This is a genomic window from Mucilaginibacter auburnensis (genome assembly GCF_002797815.1).
Classification (GTDB): Bacteria; Bacteroidota; Bacteroidia; order Sphingobacteriales; family Sphingobacteriaceae; genus Mucilaginibacter; species Mucilaginibacter auburnensis.
Window position 1 is genome coordinate 199,003 of sequence record NZ_PGFJ01000001.1, and the last position, 18,295, is coordinate 217,297.

At 41.9% G+C, this 18,295-nt stretch carries 22 protein-coding genes; 14 read left to right on the forward strand and 8 right to left on the reverse strand.

Going from position 1 to position 18,295, the window contains the following annotated elements; translation table 11 throughout:
• Positions 1–2: 2 nt before the first annotated feature.
• The 4 genes from CLV57_RS00875 to CLV57_RS00890 all read right to left on the reverse strand — a co-directional run bounded on the left by CLV57_RS00875 (position 3) and on the right by CLV57_RS00890 (position 3,841).
• Positions 3–767: a TatD family hydrolase gene (locus tag CLV57_RS00875; protein ID WP_100339483.1), complete on the reverse strand. Its 765-nt coding sequence runs from the start codon at positions 765–767 to the stop codon at positions 3–5.
• 66 nt (positions 768–833) lie between these two features.
• Entirely contained in the window at positions 834–1,859 is a 1,026-nt protein-coding gene (locus CLV57_RS00880) for an FKBP-type peptidyl-prolyl cis-trans isomerase (protein WP_100339484.1), read from the reverse strand.
• Between the two features lie 48 nt (positions 1,860–1,907).
• Complete coding sequence (locus CLV57_RS00885; protein WP_100339485.1) at positions 1,908–2,828, reverse strand: FKBP-type peptidyl-prolyl cis-trans isomerase; 921 nt, start codon at positions 2,826–2,828, stop codon at positions 1,908–1,910.
• Positions 2,829–2,830: 2 nt separating this feature from the next.
• Positions 2,831–3,841 carry a DHH family phosphoesterase gene (locus tag CLV57_RS00890; RefSeq protein WP_100339486.1) on the reverse strand — a complete coding sequence of 337 codons (1,011 nt, stop codon included), beginning with the start codon at positions 3,839–3,841 and terminating at the stop codon, positions 2,831–2,833.
• Between the two features lie 221 nt (positions 3,842–4,062).
• On the opposite strand from CLV57_RS00890, the gene CLV57_RS00895 reads away from it, so the two are divergent.
• Positions 4,063–4,260, forward strand: a complete 198-nt coding sequence (locus CLV57_RS00895) for a hypothetical protein (protein ID WP_169927049.1) — start codon at positions 4,063–4,065, stop codon at positions 4,258–4,260.
• Here CLV57_RS00895 and CLV57_RS00900 read toward each other — a convergent pair.
• Together CLV57_RS00900 and recF are read right to left on the reverse strand one after the other, a co-directional pair.
• Positions 4,247–4,537, reverse strand: a complete 291-nt coding sequence (locus CLV57_RS00900; protein WP_100339488.1) for a DUF721 domain-containing protein — start codon at positions 4,535–4,537, stop codon at positions 4,247–4,249. The two genes, CLV57_RS00895 and CLV57_RS00900, sit on opposite strands and share 14 nt — an antisense overlap.
• Positions 4,530–5,633 carry a DNA replication/repair protein RecF gene (gene recF / locus CLV57_RS00905; protein ID WP_100339489.1) on the reverse strand — a complete coding sequence of 368 codons (1,104 nt, stop codon included), beginning with the start codon at positions 5,631–5,633 and terminating at the stop codon, positions 4,530–4,532. Before recF ends, CLV57_RS00900 begins: the two co-directional genes overlap by 8 nt.
• 139 nt (positions 5,634–5,772) lie before the next feature.
• Here recF and CLV57_RS00910 point away from each other — a divergent pair, with 139 nt between their 5' ends.
• From CLV57_RS00910 to ytxJ, 3 genes are all read left to right on the forward strand, one after another.
• On the forward strand, positions 5,773–6,450 hold the full coding sequence (locus tag CLV57_RS00910) for a tetratricopeptide repeat protein (protein WP_100339490.1): 678 nt from the start codon (positions 5,773–5,775) through the stop codon (positions 6,448–6,450).
• Positions 6,451–6,537: 87 nt separating this feature from the next.
• Positions 6,538–7,032: a 6,7-dimethyl-8-ribityllumazine synthase gene (gene ribH / locus CLV57_RS00915; RefSeq protein ID WP_100339491.1), complete on the forward strand. Its 495-nt coding sequence runs from the start codon at positions 6,538–6,540 to the stop codon at positions 7,030–7,032.
• Between the two features lie 212 nt (positions 7,033–7,244).
• On the forward strand, positions 7,245–7,577 hold the full coding sequence (gene ytxJ, locus CLV57_RS00920) for a bacillithiol system redox-active protein YtxJ (RefSeq protein ID WP_100339492.1): 333 nt from the start codon (positions 7,245–7,247) through the stop codon (positions 7,575–7,577).
• 131 nt (positions 7,578–7,708) lie between these two features.
• On the opposite strand, the gene CLV57_RS00925 is transcribed toward ytxJ, so the two are convergent.
• Positions 7,709–8,110 carry an OsmC family protein gene (locus CLV57_RS00925; protein ID WP_100339493.1) on the reverse strand — a complete coding sequence of 134 codons (402 nt, stop codon included), beginning with the start codon at positions 8,108–8,110 and terminating at the stop codon, positions 7,709–7,711.
• Between the two features lie 173 nt (positions 8,111–8,283).
• On the opposite strand from CLV57_RS00925, the gene CLV57_RS00930 reads away from it, so the two are divergent.
• The 10 genes from CLV57_RS00930 to CLV57_RS00975 all read left to right on the forward strand — a co-directional run bounded on the left by CLV57_RS00930 (position 8,284) and on the right by CLV57_RS00975 (position 17,550).
• Complete coding sequence (locus tag CLV57_RS00930; RefSeq protein ID WP_100339494.1) at positions 8,284–9,009, forward strand: HAD family hydrolase; 726 nt, start codon at positions 8,284–8,286, stop codon at positions 9,007–9,009.
• Complete coding sequence (locus CLV57_RS00935) at positions 8,984–9,817, forward strand: phosphoribosyltransferase family protein (protein ID WP_245856796.1); 834 nt, start codon at positions 8,984–8,986, stop codon at positions 9,815–9,817. The genes CLV57_RS00930 and CLV57_RS00935 overlap by 26 nt, the downstream gene beginning before the upstream one ends.
• Before the next feature lies 1 nt (position 9,818).
• A complete protein-coding gene (locus tag CLV57_RS00940) occupies positions 9,819–10,373 on the forward strand; it encodes a TerD family protein (protein ID WP_100339495.1) in 555 nt (184 codons plus the stop codon).
• Positions 10,374–10,383: 10 nt separating this feature from the next.
• The gene (locus CLV57_RS00945; protein WP_100339496.1) at positions 10,384–10,995 is read left to right on the forward strand and encodes a TerD family protein; all 612 of its coding nucleotides are present in this window, start codon (positions 10,384–10,386) and stop codon (positions 10,993–10,995) included.
• Between the two features lie 45 nt (positions 10,996–11,040).
• The gene (locus CLV57_RS00950; RefSeq protein ID WP_100341264.1) at positions 11,041–12,150 is read left to right on the forward strand and encodes a toxic anion resistance protein; all 1,110 of its coding nucleotides are present in this window, start codon (positions 11,041–11,043) and stop codon (positions 12,148–12,150) included.
• Between the two features lie 14 nt (positions 12,151–12,164).
• Positions 12,165–13,121, forward strand: coding sequence for a hypothetical protein (locus CLV57_RS00955; protein WP_100339497.1), 957 nt, complete (start codon positions 12,165–12,167; stop codon positions 13,119–13,121).
• Positions 13,122–13,175: 54 nt separating this feature from the next.
• Positions 13,176–13,988, forward strand: a complete 813-nt coding sequence (locus tag CLV57_RS00960) for a TerC family protein (RefSeq protein WP_100339498.1) — start codon at positions 13,176–13,178, stop codon at positions 13,986–13,988.
• 210 nt (positions 13,989–14,198) lie between these two features.
• Positions 14,199–15,602 carry an ATP-binding protein gene (locus tag CLV57_RS00965; RefSeq protein ID WP_100339499.1) on the forward strand — a complete coding sequence of 468 codons (1,404 nt, stop codon included), beginning with the start codon at positions 14,199–14,201 and terminating at the stop codon, positions 15,600–15,602.
• Positions 15,603–15,619: 17 nt separating this feature from the next.
• Complete coding sequence (locus CLV57_RS00970; RefSeq protein WP_100339500.1) at positions 15,620–17,287, forward strand: FAD-dependent oxidoreductase; 1,668 nt, start codon at positions 15,620–15,622, stop codon at positions 17,285–17,287.
• On the forward strand, positions 17,287–17,550 hold the full coding sequence (locus CLV57_RS00975) for a UBP-type zinc finger domain-containing protein (RefSeq protein WP_100339501.1): 264 nt from the start codon (positions 17,287–17,289) through the stop codon (positions 17,548–17,550). Before CLV57_RS00970 ends, CLV57_RS00975 begins: the two co-directional genes overlap by 1 nt.
• A 74-nt stretch (positions 17,551–17,624) precedes the next feature.
• Here CLV57_RS00975 and CLV57_RS00980 read toward each other — a convergent pair whose 3' ends face one another.
• Complete coding sequence (locus CLV57_RS00980) at positions 17,625–18,206, reverse strand: fasciclin domain-containing protein (RefSeq protein WP_100339502.1); 582 nt, start codon at positions 18,204–18,206, stop codon at positions 17,625–17,627.
• Positions 18,207–18,295: the final 89 nt, after the last annotated feature.

The window sequence follows — 18,295 nt, forward strand, 5'->3', positions numbered from 1 at the left end:
GTTCACACACCGAATATTTGTTTTGAATTAGCGGTAGTTATGTTCGCCACCGTTTCAAGGTCTGTTTGATAAATTTCTGCTACCTTTTGCGCAACATATATCAAATACGAACTCTCATTAGGTTTACCCCTGTGCGGAACCGGCGAAAGATACGGAGAATCCGTTTCTAAAACGATATGGCCTAGATCTATTTGCTGTAAAAATTTGTCCAGTCCACCGTTTTTATAGGTAACCACACCACCAATACCCAGGTAAAAACCAAGGTCAATGGCACGTTGAGCCTGCTCATGGTTACCGGTAAAGCAATGGAAAATACCGCGAAGCAGATCGTCTTTTTCCTCTTCTAACACTTCAAAAGTTTCGTTGAAGGCTTCGCGGCAATGTATAACGATAGGCAGCCCGAGGCTTTTAGCCCAGGCTATTTGTTGCTTAAATGCCTGCACCTGGTCGGTAAGGTTGGTTTTATCCCAATACAGGTCAATGCCAATTTCGCCAATGGCGTATAAGGTGCCAACATTGCTTTGTTTAATAGCCTCCAGTTCTGTTTGCCAATCACCTTTTACAGAGCAGGGATGCATACCCAACATAGGGAAACAGGCTTCAGGATAGGCATGTATAAGCTCATTTATTTTACTTACCGAAGCCAGATCCACATTAGGCAAAAACAGCCTGCTAACACCGTTATCAAAACAACGCTGCATTAGCCCGACTCGTTTACCGGCATCCTGCTCATAGTATAAATGGGTATGCGTATCGGTGAGTATCATACTGCAAAAATAAAAAAAGCCTTCCGGTTTTGCCGGAAAGCTTTGGTTAATGATCAAAATATGACCTTATTGTTTTTTTGCCGGAGCTTTTTTTGCTGCCGGGGTAGTTGTTTTTTTAATTGTTGATGTCGCGGTTGTTTTCTTAGCAACGGTCTTTTTTGCCACCGGCTTTTTAACAGCAGCACGCTTTGCCGGCGCTACCTTTACCAGTTCAACATCAAAACGCAGTGTAGAATATGGCGCAATATCAGCACCTGCACCTCTTTCGGCATAAGCCAGTTTTGAAGGAATGATAAACGTTGCTTTAGAACCTTCATTCAATAACTGCAAACCTTCATCCCAACCCGGTATAACTTCATGCGCGCCTAAAGTAAATGAAATAGGCTCATAAGGGCGACCCTCCTGTTTTATGCCGGCCTTTGCCGCTTCTGCTTCCAGACTGGTGTCAAACACTTTTCCATCTAACGTACGGCCAAGGTAGTTCACGTAAACAGTATCACCCGGCAACGGTTTGCGTTTAGTACTTGCTTGCGTAATGGCATACTTAAGGCCCGAAGGCGTAGTTTTAAGTACAAGCTTATTATCGGCAATATAACCAGCCATTTTACCGGTTTCTTCCTCACCTAATTTAGCCATAGCCGCGCGCTCTGCTTCCAAAACTTTATTACGCTCGGCCATTGCTTCGTCTAATGATTGTACCTTTTCAATTTTAATGTACATCATCAAGCTGCTGCCTTTGGGAAAAAAGGGCGGGCGTTTGTCTTCATTATCCTTGAAAATAGTGTCAGATGGTACTTTAACCACGGCACTGTCTTTATCAGCCAATAATGTAAATACATCCATCAAGTCGCCCTCTGCCTGTATACGGGCCTGAAATGGGCGACCAACGGTATATGAACTCATCAAAACAGAATCTTTATCTGTTTTTTGTACCATGTTGAAAGTAATGACCTGGTCGAGCTTTATTTTCTCGCCGGCATTTGCTTTCACAATTTTATATATGGTACCTTTTGTAGTGCGCTTAAAATCATCCTGAGCTTTTGCGCTTAAAACGCACCCAAAAGCAAGGGCCGCTAAAAAAAATCTTTTCATAATAAAAAAAGGCCTTCCTTTTTAGTGGAAGGCCATATAGTTGTTTTGTTATTTCTTGGGATGAACAATGTCAATCAGTTCCACTTCAAACACTAATGGAGCGTTACCCGGGATAACCTGATTACCTCTTTCGCCATAACCTAATGCTGATGGGATGATAAAGGTTGCTTTAGCACCTTTGTTCAACAATTGCAAGCCCTGATCCCAACCGGCTATAACCTGTTGCTGACCAACCGGAAAACGGATAGGCTGAAAAGGACGCATTTCAATTTGCTGCAGGCCGCCTTTAACAGCTTCTGCTTTAATATTACTGTCAAACACTTTACCGTTAAGTAATTTACCTGTGTAATTTACTACAGCTGTATCACCAGGGGCAATTACCGCACCTGTTCCCTGTTTGTTGATCACATAGTATAAACCTGAATCGGTTTTAGCTACATTCAACTTATTATCAGCAATGTATTTCTGGATCTTCGCCGGCTCTTGTTTTTTAACCGCATCAACCTGTCCTTTTATGTAAGTTGATATAGTACGTTGAAACACCTCATCGGTTAATTTACCCTTTGGTATTACTTTTTCAATTTTAAGGTCGTAGACAACGTATTTGCTGCTTTTAAACTTGTCAGGACGAGGCTGACCGCCTTTGAAAAGGCTATCGGCTACTATTTTAAAGGTAACGCTATCGCCTTCGCCAACCAGTTTAAGGCCATCCATCATATCGCCTTTAAATTGTGCTGCCTCAGCAACAAGGTATTGCGGCTGTCCGCCATCGTAAGCATTGTATATTACAGAGTCAGCATCGTTTTTTATTACAAGATATGCTGATACAAAGTCGCCTTGTTTAATTTTAGTTGAACTTTTTTCGCTGTGGATATCATATAGCAACCCGCTTGGGTCTTGTTTAAATCCACCGTTACATCCTGCAAAGCCAATAGCCGCAAGTGCTAAAAACATTATGTTTTTCTTCATTTTTACTGAATTAATAATTTTTTATATTTTGGTAATACTGATTTGAATTGTTCAACAACCTGGTCTATACCATCGGTTGATTGTCCTCCTGCCGCGTTGCGATGCCCACCTCCGTTAAAGTAAAGTTTACAGATCTCGTTAGCCGGAAATTCGCCTTTAGAACGTAATGACATTTTAACCTGCCCATCACGCTCCACTATAAACGCAGCCAACCTTATGCTTGTTATAGATAGCGCGTAATTTACAATACCTTCGGTATCGCCGGTTTTCACATCAAATGCTGCGAGGTCCTGCTTTCTTAATACAATTACCGCTGTATTAAACTCGTGCAACACCTCTAAACAATTGCTAAGGCAATGGCCTAACAAGCGTATGCGGTTCTCTGATGCGCTGTTGTAAACCAGCTCATGTATGCGCCAGTTAACTGCTCCGGCGTCTATCAGATCAGCAACTACACGGTGTACATCAGACGTTGTATTAGGCAACCTGAACGATGCCGAATCCGTCATGATTCCGGTGTATAAGCTGGTTGCTACGTCTTTATTTATATATACTTTATGCCCTAAAACATTGGCAATAAAATCATAAACCAATTGCGCGGTAGCGCAGGCATTGATGTTCCAGTGGCGATAATCGTCAAAATCAGCAGGATCAAGGTGATGGTCTATCATGATCTTTTTTGCAGCACTTTCACGTACCGGACCTGCCATGTCATTTATACGGTCAAGACTGTTAAAGTCAAGGCAAAAAATAAGGGATGCATTTTCAATCAGGGCAAGCGCTTCTTCCTTTGTTTCAGGAAAAACAAGCACTTCTTCATTGCCCGGCATCCATGTTAAAAAATCAGGATAATCGCTCGGAGCAATAACGCGCGCGTGGTGGCCCAACTGTATCAAATAGTTATACAAACCTAATGACGAGCCTAATGCGTCTCCGTCAGGTTTATGATGGGTGGTGATAACTATTTTTTGAGGCTGACTTAGCAGATCAATCAGCGCGCCCGTATCTAACATACTTTTTAAAAAGATGCAAATCTATGTAAATTAAACAGAAAGCATAATTAATAAATTAAAAAGACTGCTGTAAAATAAAGCCCTAAAGGCTTAGTAAAATTTTTGTTCTTTCAAACCAACCGTTTGTTTATTAAATAAATATGCCTAACTTTACTTGCTTAGTCGCCCTAAACATTGTCGTTGTAAAAATTGGTATAGGGTTTGTTTGGTACTGTAGAGATATGAAAACCGCATTAAAAATATTACGTCTGGCTATTGCTATTTTAGCGATAATATTTGTGCATTTATTATTTTTCATACACCATCCTCCCGAAGTTCAACTGGCCTTTTTAACTCCAGGTGTTACATTGGTGGGATACTCGCTTATTCGAGATGAGCTTTATGTAAGGCCGACAGCCCGAATGCTTAGAGAAAGATAATTTCTTCAACCAATACATCTCCGGCTTCCTCGTTTATTTTCTGTATTATCTGCGTTCGCATCAATATCAGTTCGTTTTTTATTACAGATGATTCTATACGTATAAACAACTTCTTGTTATTGATGTATAATTCCTTCGTTCGGTTGGCTACCGCTTTTCCTACAATTTCGGGCCAATGTGCAACAACTGCGGTTTCATCAAAACGGCGCTTTATTTTATATACCTTAAGCATTTGCTCCAATGCTTCTTTAATAGATTTGTCATTGGCCTTACGCATCTGCAACCTCTCCTTTACTTATTTTAAATAATTTAACAGGCACCTGCATATTTTCAAATATCTGCTTAACGCGACTGTAGCCGGTATCGGTAATAAATACTTGCCCGAAATCATGATTAGATACCATTTGCATCAGTTTTTCCACCCGTTTATCATCAAGCTTGTCAAAAACATCGTCAAGCAATAGCAACGGTTTAAATCCTTTAGCCTGTTGCAGCAAAGTATATTGCGCCAGCTTTAACGCTATCAGAAACGATTTTTGCTGACCCTGAGATCCAAACTTTTTTACCGGCATGCCATGTATGTAAAAAACCAGGTCGTCCTTATGTATACCGCAGGTAGTGCGCTCCAGCACTTTATCTTTTTCGGACGATTTTCTCAGCAAAGCTTCAAAACCCGACTGCAGCAATTGCGATTCATAGATCAACTCCACCCTTTCCGCCTCTCCTGTTAAAAAGCTGTAATGCTGATTAAAAACCGGTGTAAATGCCTCCATAAAAGCCTTCCGCTTTTCAAATATCACACTGCCTGATGCGACGAGTTGTTCGTCAAATATCTCCAGCAGACTTTGATCGTATCGTCCTGTATCAGCAGCTGCCTTAAGCAATGCATTCCGGTTGATCAATACCTTATTATATTGTATCAACTGGTCAAGGTAGTTGTTATCTGTTTGTGAGATTACGTTATCAATAAACTTACGGCGCTCCTCGCTACCCTCAACAATAATACTGATGTCATTAGGCGACACCATAACCACTGGCAGCAAACCAATATGATCTGCGAGGCGTGGATAATCCTTTTTATTACGTTTGAACTGCTTTTTCTGGTTGCGTTTTACCGAACAGGCAATGGCTTCTGTTTGTCCGTTACGGTTAAATGTGCCCGTAACAATAAAAAAGTCGGCATCCTGCTTTATCTGCTGACTATCTATAGGATTGAAGTAGCTTTTACACAGCGTTAGGTAATGTATAGCATCCAGCAGGTTTGTTTTGCCCGCGCCGTTATCGCCTAAAAAAGCGTTAACACCATCGCTTAAGGTTAGCGTGGCCTCGGTATAATTTTTAAAGTTGATTACGGATAGCTGCTGTAGATGCATAAATAAAGTTCAAATTTAATAATTACCCGCGGGCTTTATTGTTTTAACAGCCTTAAAAGCTTGTATCTACATAAAATAAAATGCTATTGCTAAACCTTTTTAAAAAGTGTAGTTTTGCAACCTTTAATTTAGAATAACAATGTCAAAAACCCAGGAGAGTACCCAAAAGCCATTGAACGAGAAAGGTTTGGGTAACGTAAGTAATTTTACAAGGGATAACCAAAAGAGCTTAACATTTATAGTAGCGGCAGTTGTTGTAATGATAGCTGTATACGTGCTTTATCAAAAATTATATTTAGCCCCACGCGAAGTTACCGCGTCAACACAAATGCGTGTAGCGCAGGAATCATGGGCTAAGAAAGATTGGGACAAAGCCATTAAAGGCGATGCCGGCTACCCTGGTTTTGAAAAAATTATAAGCGAGTACAGCAACACAAAAGCTGCTAACCTTGCCCATTACTATTTAGGCATTGCTTACCTTAACAAAGGCGAGTACAACAAAGCGATAGAGAATTTAAATGACTATAGCGGCAATGACAACATGTTTGCTGCTGAAGCCCTTGGTGCTACAGGCGATGCTTATGTTGAATTGAAAGATTACCAGAACGCTGCTTCGTACTTTAAAAAAGCAGTTGATAAAGCAGGCAACGATTTCTTATCACCTTTGTACCTTAAAAAGTTAGGCCTTACTTATGAGGCTGCCAATAACAAAGAAGGCGCTGTAGATGCTTACAAAAGCATTAAGAAAGACTACCCTACAAGCACCGAAGCACAAAGCATTGATGCTTACATAGCACGCGTTGAAGCAAAGTTATAGTGAATTAGTGATTAGTTGATTAGAGATTGGTTTTACCAGGCGCTAATCAACTAATCACTAATCAACAAATCTCTAATCACTAACCCAATGGCTACCCAGCTAAAAAATCTCTCCGACTTTTCGGGAACAACCATACCATCTGCGGCTCCATATACTTTTGCTGTTATTGCTGCCGAATGGAATATTGAAGTGACCAGCGCATTGTTCAATGGAGCTATTGAAGCTTTAACTGAGCATGGCGCGCTTGAAGAGAACGTACAATCACATTGGGTACCGGGAAGTTTTGAACTGACCGCCGCTGCCGACATGGTTTTAAAAGCCACCGGTGTTGACGCTGTTATATGTTTAGGCTGCGTTATTCAAGGCGAAACAAGGCATTTTGATTTTATTTGCGATGCTGTTGCAAACGGTTTGAGTAATGTTGCTGTAAAATACAGTAAACCTGTTATATTTGGAGTGCTCACCCCTGATAATCAGCAGCAGGCTATTGACCGCGCAGGCGGCAAACATGGCAATAAAGGAGTAGAGGCTGCTGTTACTGCTATAAAAATGGCACATTTGGGTAAAACATTGGGCATATAATTTGCGTATAATATCAAAAACCCCACAATGAAAAAAATTGCCTACATACTATTGTTCGTTTTAGCCTTAGGTACATTGGCATCTTGCTCAAACAGGCTATGCCCGGCTTATGGAACCTATCCAAAAGGTGGCCGCAGATAAACAATACCGCATTTATTGTTTGACTTTGCAATTACCAAGAACAATTTGTCCGTTTCTATATTTGTAATATTATGAATTGGACACAGTTGGAATCGCCCGAGCAGTTAAATCAAATTAAACAACAACAAGGTTACAGCCTTATATTCAAGCATAGCACACGCTGTTCTATCAGCATGATGGCTAAAAAACGTTTTGAATTAGATTGGGATGCTTTTCCGGCAGATATGCCTCTTTACTTTCTTGATCTTATTCGCTACCGCGATATTTCTAACCAGGTAGCTCAGCTATTCCAGGTACATCATGAATCACCGCAAATGCTGCTTATAAAAGATGGCGAATGCATACTTGATCAATCGCACGGCGGTATTTCTGTTGACGAGGCGGTTGGCGAGATCGTAGCTTAATAAAACGCTGTTTATAACAATCCGTTGGTTAAAACTAATGGCAATTAATCACTATATTAGCCTTATTGCCGCTCCAATTATGGGTTGGCAATAAGGCATTGTTGTTTACAACAATTAATTCCGGGCAGTAACTACCAGCCGAAATCAATTGTCTTCTTAACATCCGGATGCAGGCTTACATGTACCGGGCAGGTAGTAGCCGCTTTCTCTAATATAGTTTTCTCTTTATCTGTATAGATTTTCGGGAACTTTAGATTAACAATAACCTCGGCTACACGGCGTGGGTTGGGCGCCATTACCTTAGTTACTTCTGCGGTAGTATTATCCATATCAATGCCGTGCACATCCGCAGCAATACCCATAGTAGTCAATATACATCCTGCTAATGCCTCAGCTAACAGATCGGTTGGCGAAAAAGCCTCGCCTTTGCCTTTATTATCAACAGGGGCATCAGTTAAAATTGTTGTGCCTGATTGCAGGTGCGTTGCCTCGGTTCTCAATCCGCCTAAGTAGGTAGTTTTTATAGTAGCCATAATGTTATAGTGTAGGCAACAAATTTACATGTTCCGTTTATGTTTAGTACGCGAAAACTCTTTTTAACACAACTGTGTTAAAAGATGGTTGAGTTTTTAATTAAAACTTAACTTAAAAATAGTTGCTCACTGCTAATATTATTTATACATTACAACAAACTTTAGCATATAACATGCTCTTAAACCAAAATTATCAGCACCTTTCTTTCGATCTTTGGCTCACGCTGATACGTTCTAATCCTGATTTTAAGAAAAAAAGGGCAGCTCATTTTCATCAGCACTTTAATTACAATAATTGCACGCTTGAGCAAGTAGAACATGCCTTCAGGCAGGTTGATGTGATGTGCAACCTCATCAACGAAAAAACAGGCAAGAACATTGACGCAGATGAAATGTACCTGATGGTGCTGAGCATGATGAACAATGCTAATGCTAAAGTATGGCAGATTAACGTTAATGCTCTATATGCCGATATGGAAGCATTACTATTTCAAAATTTACCCCTACCCTATTCAGCAGAAACGCTGAACGCGCTTGCATATTTAAAGCAAAACACCAACGCTACAATAGGCATACTTAGTAACACCGGCTTTATTAAGGGTGTAACATTGCGCAAGGTTTTAAATCAAATTGGTATAGACAGGTATATTGATGTACAACTTTACTCTGATGAGGTCGGCATGTCAAAACCAAACACCGGCTTTTTTAAAATGATGCTTGAACAGCTTAAACAACATCATATTCAGGTTGACTTAGATCGTATTATCCATATAGGCGATAACCCTATTGCAGATGTAGGCGGCGCTAACACTGTTGGTATACGCAGTCAGCTCATCAATTCTAACCACATCTACTTAACAGACATAATTGATAATGCACACCACCTACTCCTTACATAAGATAAGCACTACCGACGACTTTGGCTTCAAGGCGGCCGATTACAGCCGTTTTAAATTTGGTGATGGAGATATTGCCGTCAATTTTGGCGAGGCATTAGCTATTGGTTTTATAAAAGAACACACGGATTTACTTAATACAGGCCATCAACTGGTAGTAATTCCAAGTCCGTATTCATTTATCCCAACCGCTACTTTCACCCTTAAAAATACGTTTGTATCAACGCTTAATCGCTGGCTGGCCAAACATAATTTGCCGGTGGTGCAGGAAAATAAGGTACACCGTACCATTACTTATAAAGAAGACTATGGCGAATTAAATGCCGAGGAGCGCCTTCGCCTTATCGGCAACGATTCATTTCATATTGATAAAGCCTTTTTAAAAGGCAAAACCCTGGTGTTTTTAGATGACATCAGGATAACCGGCGGCCATGAGCGCATGATCAAAAAAATGATAGACGCCTATGAACTGGATAATACCGTTTACATGCTTTATTTTGCCGAGCTGGTTAATGATGCCATCCACCCAAGCATCGAAAACTATTTGAATTATTTCAGCGTTCAAACTATTTTTGATCTGGATGATATTATTAACGGTGGCAATTTTTGCATTAACACGCGCATTGTTAAGTACATGCTCAACTATGATCATGAAAGCTTCTGTGTGTTTCTGCAAAATAAGTCCGACGCTTTTATTAACCAGTTTTATGACATGGCTTTAGGCAATAGTTACCATACAATGGAAAGCTATCGGCCAAATTTAAATTACCTTAGCAACCAATTAGTTTCCAACAATAAAAAGTTAGCATAATATGGCTATTAATCTGCAAAAGGGGCAACGCGAATCTATTTCGGCTCCTAAATTTACCATCGGTTTAGGATGGGATACCAATTCATCATCAACAGGATCAGCATTTGACCTTGACGCGTCTGTATTTATTATGGGCGATAATAAAAAGCTTTTAAGTGATGAGCACTTTGTGTTTTATAACAACCTTACATCGCCAGACGGCGCTGTTGAACATAGCGGAGATAACCTTACCGGCGACGGCGAAGGCGACGATGAGCAAGTAAAAGTTGACCTGTCGAAAATATCACCGCAGGCATCAGAGATCTGCATCGTAATAACCATACATGAAGCAGCTAACCGCCGCCAAAACTTTGGCCAGGTGCGCAACTCATTTATACGTATATTTGATACCGCCACCAATGCGGAGTTGCTTAAATATGAGCTGGAAGAAGATTTCTCAATAGAAACAGCTGTTGAATTCGGTCGCATTTACAAACGCAACAACGAGTGGAAATTTGAAGCGGTAGGCGTAGGTATGAAAGGCGGCTTACAGGATTACTTAAACAAATACAACTAAACCTAAAACAATGGCAATTAATTTAGAAAAAGGACAGCGCATAAGCCTTGAAAAAAGCAATGGCAGCAAGCTGCAAAATATTTGTGTTGGCATAAACTGGGGCGCTATTGAAAAGAAAGGCCTTTTTGGCTTCGGCAGTTCAAAAGAAGCCGTAGACCTTGATGCCAGCTGCGCTTTATACAATGACAGCAAACAGTTAGAAGAGGTAGTTTACTTTGGCAACTTAAAATCAAAAAATGGCGCCGTTAAGCACAGCGGCGACGACCTGACCGGCGACTTAGGCGGTGACGACGGCTTAGACAACGAAGTAATAACAGTTGACCTTGGCGCTTTGGCTCCTACCACTACGTATGTGGCATTTGTGTTGAACAGTTTCCGCGGACAGGATTTTGGCAGCATACCATTCGCGTCGCTGCGCGTTTACGAGGGTACTCCAAAACGTGTTAACGAAGTATTTGCCAAATACAATATTACAGGCGGTAACTTTGCGGGCCACGTATCAATGGTATTGGGCGTGTTTTACAAACGCAACGGCGAGTGGAAATTTAACGCCATTGGCGAACCTACAAAAGACAAAAAACTACAGGAAACTGTGCAAACAGTAACGCAACAATATTTATAATAAACAGCGCTCTACCCTTTGGGCGGAGCCTTACAACTTACAGGCATGGAACCTACTACAAACAGTACAGAACCGGTTGCACCTATAACAGCCGTAAAGTTGATTGATAAAGAAGGCAATGTTGACCTTACGCAGGCAACGCCCGAGGATATCAGCAAATATTCGGCTTTAGGAAAAGACCTTAACCCGGCAGATGCTAACTCCATACTCAACTACGGTGTTGAAGTACAAAACTCAATGGAAAGGTATAGCAACCAGTTCCTTTCATCTGTACGCACCTATAATTCGGGCGAAGTTGGCGGATTGATCAATGAGTTATTAGCTGAGCTTAATTATATTGATGTTGACGAACTGGAACAAAATTCCTTTAAAACGTTCCTGTCAAAAATACCTTTTCTAAAAAATTTGGTGTTCGACATCAAAAAGATGTTCCAGAAGTATGACCTGGTGATAGCAAACGTCGATAAGATCACCAACAAGGTAAAAGCAGGCAGGTTAAACGCTATTAAAGATAATAGCTCGCTACAAACCATGTTTGAAAGCAATGTGCAGTACATCCATCAAATGGAAGAACTTATCATATCCGGGCAGTTAAAATATAAGGAGTTGATGGAGAAGCTGGCCGAAATGGAAGCCAACCCTTCAGCTTATCAGGATTATGAAATAGCCGACTTGCGCGAGTTTAATGGCCGCTTAGATAAGCGTTTGGCTGATATGAAGATAGTACGCTTCATCATGCTGCAATCATTAGCACAAATACGGGTAGTTCAAAATAACAACACCTCGATAGCAGAAAAAGCACAGTCGATAGTTTCAACTACTATTCCGGTATGGAAAAATCAGCTTACCATAGCGGTTGCATTGCAAAGGCAAAAAGCCAATGTGGAGATGCAACGCAAAATATCTGATACTACTAACACCATCCTTCAAAAAAATGCCGATCTGCTGAAACAGAACAGTATTGATGTGGCGAAGGAGAATGAAAAAACAGTAGTGTCTATAGACACGCTAAAGCGCACTACCCAATCGTTAATTGAAACCTTGAACGAGGTTAAACAGATACACGAGCAGGGCACCCAAAACAGAAAAGTATTAAACACCGAATTACAAAACCTGGAAACCGAACTAAGAAAGAACGTAACTAACGTAAGTTAAGTTGATGATGCTGCATGGAGGATAACGCTGTATTACGTGAATCAAACCGTATATTAAATAAACTACATCTTTTATCGGCCTTTTTTGAGGATGAGATAGTTTATAAAATATACCTGCGTACACAGGTTATCCACCGCTTGTATGAGAGCAATCCGGAGCTTGACGTAAACAAGCTGGAACTTTTTCACGTGCAGTTTACTTCGGCGGTTATTGATCTGCTTAAAAAGATCAAAAAGATCAACGAGCGCAATACTTCACTTTTGTTTGAAGAGATACAACTCAACAAAGACCTGATTCAAAGCGTAAAGGACAGCGATTTTAACCTTGCCGATTTTAATAATGACAAACAACGGCAGGCCCTGCGCATTAATAATTCTTTAAGGCGATTGTATGAAGTACTTTCTTCCGATACGGACGAATACCCCTTTGTAAAGAATATCAACGCTTTCAGCGCGCGCTATGCGCAGGACTATTTTTTTGATATAAGCGCCGAAACGCTTGCCCAACTTACCGAATACAATCCTAACGAAGTTTACACCCATGCCAGCGTAATTATTGAGCGCAAGCTAATGGGCAAGGCTTGCAAATACGATTTCAGGACAGAGTTTTATTGCGGACTAAAAACAGGCAACCTGGCCATAGAGGTTTATAAGTTTATAGATGAGGATACTTACTATGTATTCAATCCGCAGCGAAACCTGCTTTTGCTTTGCGATGAAGAACTGCTAAAAACCATTGATCAGGCCAGTGAAGTAACGCGTAATGAAAGAATTATTCAGGAGCTTTTAGACAAAAACGACCAGTTGCAAAGCAGCGCTGCTTTGGCCAGAATCAGTATCCCGGCAGAAGTAAAAGCTTTATTGGCAGAAAATTATAAGAAGATAACCGACATTAACTTTTTGCAGAATATTGCCGGCTTTGACGCGCAGGCAAATATTTTAAAAACCATGCTGAATACCGATATCATTTAGCATATTGTAACACGCAAACACCGCTACAGTCTAAATACATATTTACTTAAACAAATGGACATTTTACATTCGCTTTTAGGCGAAGACATTAAAGCAGGCTTACTTATTATTTTAAACCTGATCGTAATTGAAAGCTTGTTATCAGTTGATAACGCTGCCGTATTAGCTACCATGGTGCTTGACTTGCCTAAAGAGCAGCGCAGTAAAGCCTTAAAATATGGTATTATAGGCGCTTACGTTTTCAGGGGTATCTGTTTGTTGGTAGCATCATGGCTGGTTAAAGTATGGTGGTTGAAACCTTTAGGAGGCTTATATCTCATTTACCTGGCCTTTAGCTACTTCAAAAACAAATCAAAAGATAAAGACGAAGAAGAAGCCGTAAATAAAGAAGAGAGCTGGCTATACAAATCAACCGTGGGTTTGATCGGTCCGTTTTGGGCTACGGTAGCCTTGGTTGAGTTAATGGACTTAGCTTTTTCTATTGATAACGTTTTTGCTGCGGTAGCTTTTACAGACCATGTATTTTTGATCTACACCGGTGTATTTATAGGCATATTGGCCATGCGTTTTGTAGCACAGGCTTTTGTTAAATTGATGGAGAAATTTACCTTTCTGGAAGCTATAGCATTTATTGTTATAGGTGTGTTGGGTATAAAGTTAACCTCATCACTTTACACCCACTTTTACCCGGAAACAGATCTGGCCAAAGCCATTGAAGGCGAGCATACCGATATGCTGGTATCCATATTTACCGTAGCCATATTTGTGCTGCCGGTATTATCATCACTGTTATTCAATTATCCTAAAAAGAACGTTGTGAAGCCGGAAGTTGCTGAAGCGGCGGAGGACGTTTTGGATAAGAGTTAAAAGGCATTTAACAAAAATGTCATTCTGAGCGATAGCGAAGAATCTTATTCGCTTTGCTACCTAAGCGCTTTTTAAAGCATAGTTTATTAGATTCTTCACTGCGTTCCAGAATGACAACCTTTTACATGACAGGTTAGACCAATTATGCCTACTTAAAGGCCGTTCGTCTTTCTCAACTTTTCCTGCTAAATTAGCTGTACAACATTTGCCATGGAAAAAGTTACCGCAGCCTGGCTGCAAAGCATAGATGCACTAAAGGATGTACCCCTTGAACAATTGCAATGGTTCCTGGACCAAAGCGAGCAAATTACCCTCCAGGAAGGCGACCCTATTTTCATACCCAACGAACCCATAAAAGGCACCTATATAGTAATTGACGGCAGTTTTCGCATTTGTATGCCTATGGGCAAAGAAATGAGGGAGGTTGGCGTGTTCGAGGCGCAGGATATTACCGGGCACCTCCCCTTCTCGCGCAGTAAAACGGCTATCGGCAAAGCGGAGGTTGTAGAAACCGTCACTTTTTTATTGTTTCCCATTGAGCGCGAAGAAGCCATGATACGTAGTCAGTTTGAACTGACCCAGGCATTGGTACACGTAATGGCCAACCGCATCCGCGACTTTACAGCCCTGCAACAGCAGAACGAAAAAATGATGGCGCTGGGTAAGCTCTCAGCAGGTTTAGCGCATGAGCTGAATAACCCGGCTTCTGCAGTGGTACGTGGTTCGGCATCGTTGTTGAAACACCTTAAGCTGGTGCCTGATGCATTCAAACAGGTAATGTCGCTTAAGCTGAGCGTTAATGACGTTAGTTTTGTGAGCGATAAACTCTTCGGCGTTATCTGCAAAGACGAAAAACCCACCATGAGCATGATGGAACGCTCAGAAAAAGAAGACGACGTGCTTGACTGGCTGGATGATAACGATATTGACAACAGCCAGGAAATTGCAGAAAACCTGGTTGATTTCGGCTTCGGGGTTGATGACCTCAACGATTTTAAAAAACACATCCCGACCGAAGCGCTCTCTCCGGTTTTTGGCTGGATCAACAACAACCTCGTCACCGAAAAAATGGTGATAGATATAGAGGAAGCGTCCCGCCGCATTGCCACTTTGGTAGGTGCCGTTAAAACATTCACTCATATGGATCAGGGCCATGGCAAGCAGTATACTGATATTCATATCGGCATACGCAATACCCTTACCATGCTTCAGCATAAAATAAAGCAAGGCAATGTTAAGGTGGACGAACTATTTGATACTACCCTACCGCCTGTAAACGCCCTCATTGGCGAACTTAATCAGGTTTGGACCAACCTGATAGACAACGCCCTTGATGCTATGGAAGGCAGCGGCAAAAGCGTACTTCAAATAAAAACCGGTCGGGCCAAAGATTGTGTACAGGTTGTTATTATTGACAACGGGCCCGGTATACCCGACGATGTGAAGAGCCGCATTTTCGATCCTTTCTTTACCACCAAAGAAGCCGGCAAAGGCACCGGCCTTGGTTTAGATGTGGTAAACAACATTGTAAAACAACATAACGGAAAAATAAAACTGGAATCAGAACCCGGCCGCACTGCATTTATTGTTGAGTTCCCTTTTAATGGTAATTAGCCTATATTTATACCACCATGAGTCTGCCCATAATTTTTTGTATTGATGATGATGCCCAGGTACTAAGGGCTATTACCCGCGATTTGAAAAGTCGCTACCGAGACAGATATAGAATACTAAGCACAACAAGCGTACAGGAGGCGCTAACCAGCCTGCACGACCTGAACAACAAGGGCGAAAATATTGCGCTGTTCATATCAGATCAGCGCATGCCCGAAATGGCCGGTGTTGATTTTTTATGTAAAGCGTTGGATTATTTCCCTGAAGCAAAAAGGGTATTACTAACTGCCTATGCGGATAAGGATGCCGCCATACAAGCTATCAATGAAGTAAAGCTAAACTATTACTTGATAAAGCCCTGGGACCCACCCGAGGAAAAACTATTCCCGGTGATAGATGACCTGTTGGATAACTGGGAGTGCGATTACCACCCGGTGTTTAAAGGCATAAAGGTTATTGGGTACCAGTACTCGCAACGCTCGCATGACTTGAAAGACTTTTTGGCCGGTAACCTGGTTCCTTACCAGTGGCTGGATATCCAAACCGAAAAGGAAGCTGAAAAGCTACTCAAGCATAATAACTTAACAACAAACGATCTTCCGGTTGTGATACTGGATGATGGCGGCGTTTTGAAAAACCCGGGCATTGTTGAAGTAGCCGAAAAGATAGGCCTCAACCCTCAGGTAGCACGCCAGGATGTTTATGATGTGGTAATTATAGGTGCAGGTCCTGCGGGCCTGGCAGCGGGCGTATATGGCGCATCGGAAGGCTTAAAGACTTTGCTGATCGAACGCCGCGCACCTGGTGGACAAGCTGGCACGAGCTCTCGTATTGAGAATTATTTAGGGTTTCCTACCGGCTTGAGTGGCGCAGAGTTAACCCGTCGCGCCATGACGCAGGCGGCAAGATTGGGTACCGAGTTTCTTTCACCACAAACTGTTAAGGCCATACAGCAAAAAGATGGCTATAAACGCATTGTAATGGAAGATGCGGAAGACATTGTTACCCGCAGCGTAATAGTTACTACCGGTGTTGATTACCGCAAGCTCGAAACGCCCGGTATGAGTGAGTTTACAGGTGCCGGCATCTATTACGGTGCAGCCATGACCGAAGCGACCGCCTGTCGCGATAAACAGGTTTACGTGGTAGGCGGAGGTAACTCAGCAGGACAGGCGGCCATGTACTTGTCAAAATTTGCCAAAGATGTCTATATCCTCATCCGCAAGGATAGCTTGAGCTACACCATGTCGGCTTATTTGATTGAGCAGATAGCAGGCGAGGCTAATATTAAGGTAATGCCTAAAACAGAGATCACCTCAGCCTATGGTTCTGAACGATTAGAGAGCCTGGATATACAGGATCTGGAAACCGGTGAGACAACCCGCAAAACGGCCGATGCACTCTACATTTTCATCGGCGCCAAGCCTTTTACAGACTGGCTGGGTCTTGATATTATAAAGGACGATCGCGGTTTTATTGAAACCGGGCGCGACTTGCGGCAGAACAGTGAGTTTGGTAAAATATGGAAGCAAAAACGCGAACCTTATTTGCTGGAAACCAGTTGCCCCGGTGTATTTGCCGCGGGCGATGTACGTGCCGGAGCAATGAACAGGGTAGCATCTGCCGTAGGCGAAGGCTCAATGGCTATTAGTTTCGTACATAAATACTTAGCAGAGGTTAAATAATGGAAGTTTGCCAACACTTAAAAGAAATAACCAGCCTAAAGGTGGCTGATAAACTGGTTTGCGAAGAATGTGTTAAAGAAGGAGGCAACTGGGTGCACTTACGAACCTGTCAAACCTGCGGTGTAACCCTGTGCTGCGATAGTTCGCCTATGAAGCATATGACAGCCCATTACCATGCAACGCACCATCCGGTAGTAACCTCTGCCGAGCCCGGCGAACGCTGGCTGTGGTGCTACGCTGACGAGGCTTTTGCTGAATATTAACAGCCTCAGAATTACATTTAACAAAAAAAGCGCCCTTGTAATACAAGAGCGCTTTTTCATTTTGCAATATTAAATTACTTCAATACAGAGTTTATTCCGTTAACTACCCCGTTGGTGGCCCAAAGGTCATATAATGATACTTCGGCCATACTACCTGCAGCATTGGTTAGCTGCAAAGTTTTATTAGGACTCACAGACAATGTCAATGACTGACCGTCAATCGTAGTCAGGGTTGCTTTACCTTTACCTTCAGTAAGCGCTTTTATAATTTCGGCCTTACCATACTTACCTGTAACCACATGGCCTTTTAACAAAGCGCCAAGCTTAGCCGGATCTTTTTTCAAACTATCAACAGTGCCGGCCGGCAATTTTGAAAAGGCGGCCTCATTAGGTGCAAATATGGTAAATGGGCCCGCTGCTTTTAAGCTGGCTTCCAACCCGGCAGTTTTTATTGCGGTTGCAGCAGTTGTATAATCTGTATTTGAAGCAACGGTTTCTGCAACGTCTTTAGTAGGTGTTGCCGGTGTTGTGGCCAATGATGGCGCAGTTGCCGGTGTTGAGGTTTTGGTAGTATCTGTTGCCTGGGCATTTGCTTTTGCCGGTGCAAAGTATACCGCCGATGTTGCTACGGCTGCTATAAAAAGGAACTTTCTCATTTTTCTTCTTTTTTAGTGAATTAATAGTTGAGTAAAGTATTCTTATATGCTCCTTTCTTTTTGTTAAGTGTTATTTAAAAGACGCTTTT

Excerpts from the sequence above, each read along its gene's own strand:
- ribH (WP_100339491.1), top strand. The coding sequence starts at position 6,538 with ATGGCTACCCAGCTAAAAAATCTCTCCGACTTTTCGGGAACAACCATA.
- CLV57_RS00980 (WP_100339502.1), bottom strand. The coding sequence starts at position 18,206 with ATGAGAAAGTTCCTTTTTATAGCAGCCGTAGCAACATCGGCGGTATAC.
- CLV57_RS00930 (WP_100339494.1), top strand. The coding sequence starts at position 8,284 with ATGCTCTTAAACCAAAATTATCAGCACCTTTCTTTCGATCTTTGGCTC.
- CLV57_RS00950 (WP_100341264.1), top strand. The coding sequence starts at position 11,041 with ATGGAACCTACTACAAACAGTACAGAACCGGTTGCACCTATAACAGCC.
- ytxJ (WP_100339492.1), top strand. The coding sequence starts at position 7,245 with ATGAATTGGACACAGTTGGAATCGCCCGAGCAGTTAAATCAAATTAAA.
- CLV57_RS00895 (WP_169927049.1), top strand. The coding sequence starts at position 4,063 with ATGAAAACCGCATTAAAAATATTACGTCTGGCTATTGCTATTTTAGCG.
- CLV57_RS00960 (WP_100339498.1), top strand. The coding sequence starts at position 13,176 with ATGGACATTTTACATTCGCTTTTAGGCGAAGACATTAAAGCAGGCTTA.
- CLV57_RS00880 (WP_100339484.1), bottom strand. The coding sequence starts at position 1,859 with ATGAAAAGATTTTTTTTAGCGGCCCTTGCTTTTGGGTGCGTTTTAAGC.
- CLV57_RS00975 (WP_100339501.1), top strand. The coding sequence starts at position 17,287 with ATGGAAGTTTGCCAACACTTAAAAGAAATAACCAGCCTAAAGGTGGCT.
- CLV57_RS00965 (WP_100339499.1), top strand. The coding sequence starts at position 14,199 with ATGGAAAAAGTTACCGCAGCCTGGCTGCAAAGCATAGATGCACTAAAG.
- CLV57_RS00885 (WP_100339485.1), bottom strand. The coding sequence starts at position 2,828 with ATGAAGAAAAACATAATGTTTTTAGCACTTGCGGCTATTGGCTTTGCA.
- CLV57_RS00940 (WP_100339495.1), top strand. The coding sequence starts at position 9,819 with ATGGCTATTAATCTGCAAAAGGGGCAACGCGAATCTATTTCGGCTCCT.
- CLV57_RS00925 (WP_100339493.1), bottom strand. The coding sequence starts at position 8,110 with ATGGCTACTATAAAAACTACCTACTTAGGCGGATTGAGAACCGAGGCA.
- CLV57_RS00970 (WP_100339500.1), top strand. The coding sequence starts at position 15,620 with ATGAGTCTGCCCATAATTTTTTGTATTGATGATGATGCCCAGGTACTA.
- CLV57_RS00890 (WP_100339486.1), bottom strand. The coding sequence starts at position 3,841 with ATGTTAGATACGGGCGCGCTGATTGATCTGCTAAGTCAGCCTCAAAAA.
- CLV57_RS00900 (WP_100339488.1), bottom strand. The coding sequence starts at position 4,537 with ATGCGTAAGGCCAATGACAAATCTATTAAAGAAGCATTGGAGCAAATG.
- recF (WP_100339489.1), bottom strand. The coding sequence starts at position 5,633 with ATGCATCTACAGCAGCTATCCGTAATCAACTTTAAAAATTATACCGAG.
- CLV57_RS00910 (WP_100339490.1), top strand. The coding sequence starts at position 5,773 with ATGTCAAAAACCCAGGAGAGTACCCAAAAGCCATTGAACGAGAAAGGT.
- CLV57_RS00935 (WP_245856796.1), top strand. The coding sequence starts at position 8,984 with ATGCACACCACCTACTCCTTACATAAGATAAGCACTACCGACGACTTT.
- CLV57_RS00875 (WP_100339483.1), bottom strand. The coding sequence starts at position 767 with ATGATACTCACCGATACGCATACCCATTTATACTATGAGCAGGATGCC.
- CLV57_RS00945 (WP_100339496.1), top strand. The coding sequence starts at position 10,384 with ATGGCAATTAATTTAGAAAAAGGACAGCGCATAAGCCTTGAAAAAAGC.
- CLV57_RS00955 (WP_100339497.1), top strand. The coding sequence starts at position 12,165 with ATGGAGGATAACGCTGTATTACGTGAATCAAACCGTATATTAAATAAA.